At 53.2% G+C, this 1629-nt stretch carries 2 protein-coding genes; both read left to right on the top strand.

The window, feature by feature from the left end; translation table 11 throughout:
- A partial coding sequence (locus tag AACY44_RS27530; RefSeq protein ID WP_339421388.1) for a hypothetical protein occupies positions 1-189 on the top strand: 189 nt, incomplete at its 5' end.
- Between the two features lie 63 nt (positions 190-252).
- Positions 253-1584 (top strand): IS110 family transposase, encoded by a 1332-nt coding sequence (locus AACY44_RS27525; RefSeq protein WP_339421387.1) that lies wholly within the window; start codon positions 253-255, stop codon positions 1582-1584.
- Positions 1585-1629 lie beyond the last annotated feature (45 nt).

The following is a 1629-nucleotide window of genomic DNA, read 5'->3' as shown; positions in this document are numbered from 1 at the left end:
TGTGGGAGGCCCCACTACATCTTCGACGTAGCGCTGTCGCGCATCAAACTGGTTCATCGTAAGGTTATAGAACGCGTGCGGGGCAAAGGCCGTAGCCAGCACTGGTGTGTCAGCACCCGAGTGGGAGAGTGGCCTGCACGGTATCGGCGTGGAGTCATTGTCGGCACAGCAAGCTGTGACCACGTATAAGAGAGTGAATCCGCTCGCCACCGTGTACCCCGCCCGCGTCGTTCAATCCTGCGAGGAATTGTCATGACGCGCAAGAACCAAAAGCGTTTTGAGGTTATCCATCCCGATTGTGGTGCCGTTGATGTGGGCGCTGGTGAGCATTTGGCGGCTGTTGATCCGACAAAATGCGATGACCCGGTTAGGCGGTTTTCAACCTTCACCGATGATTTGCATGCCATGGCCGATTGGTTTGAGTCCATGGGCGTCAAGATGGTGGCAATGGAGGCGACTGGAGTTTATTGGATCCCGCTCTTCGAAATACTGGATAGACGAGGTTTTGAGGTCTATCTCGTTAATTCCCGCGCCACTCGGCAGATAACCGGTCGCAAGTCTGATGTACTTGATTGTCAGTGGATCCTTCAACTCATGACGCACGGCCTGTTGAGAGGCGCTTTTCGGCCTGCGGACGACGTGTGCTCACTGCGCTCATTGGTCCGTCAGCGTGGCAATAAAGTTCGCGACCAAGCCAAAGCCCTTAATCGGATGCAAAAGGCTTTGGTGCAAATGAACATCCAATTAGCCCAAGTCATCAGCAACATAGCTGGGGTGACGGGCATGAGTATTTTGCGCGCAATCGTTGATGGCGAGCGCGATCCCGAAGTGCTTGCACTGCTCAGAGACAAGCGTGTTAAGGCCGATCAGGCCACTGTTGCTCGCAGCTTGCACGGCAACTGGCGAGCTGAGCATTTGCATGCGCTGAGTCAGGAGTTGGCGGCTTATGACTTCCTGGAAAAACAGATCGGTGAGTGCGACCAAGCCATTGCTTATGCACTTGAGCGGCTGCCGGTTCTTCAGGCGCAAGTTATCCCGCCCAGCAAATCACTGCGTAACCCGCACCGTTCCAATGAGCAGCAACTGATTTTGCATCGGGCGCTAAACAAGATAATGGGTGTGGATTTAACCGCAATTCCTACCATCGGCATCGATACGGCTTTGGTCTTGGCCAGTGAATTGGGACCGGACTTGTCACGATTTCCGACTTCACAACACTTCTGTTCCTGGCTTGGCCTGGCTCCGCCCACAAGGATTTCGGGAGGGAAACCGCTGCCTGGTAAAGCGGTGAAGGTAATTAATCGAGCTGCGCAGGCATTGAAGCAAGCAGCCTCAATCGCCCGCAATGACAAGAGCTTTATCGGCGCCAGTCATCGTGCTCGCCTGACCCGAATGGATACCTGTTGCGCAATCAAAGCGACAGCCCATCAACTGGCAAGGTTGATTTACGCAATGCTGACTAAAGGTCAGCCTTACGTTGAGAAAGGGATAGAAGCATTTGAAGAAAGAAGCCGTGATCGGCAGATGCGCGCCTTGGAACGCAAGGCACGCAAACTTGGATTGCAGCTGGTTAAAGCGGCTTAAATTTTAAGAGCAAAAACAATGAGTTATTTTTTGTTTGATAAGAGC

The sequence above is a fragment of the Pseudomonas sp. RA_15y_Pfl1_P11 genome (genome assembly GCF_963970975.1).
GTDB classification, from domain to species: domain Bacteria; phylum Pseudomonadota; class Gammaproteobacteria; order Pseudomonadales; family Pseudomonadaceae; genus Aquipseudomonas; species Aquipseudomonas tritici.
This window is presented reverse-complemented; position numbering and strand designations above follow the sequence as displayed.

What these genes read in the sequence shown, in the direction of transcription:
- AACY44_RS27525 (WP_339421387.1), top strand. Translation starts at nt 253, where the DNA reads ATGACGCGCAAGAACCAAAAGCGTTTTGAGGTTATCCATCCCGATTGT.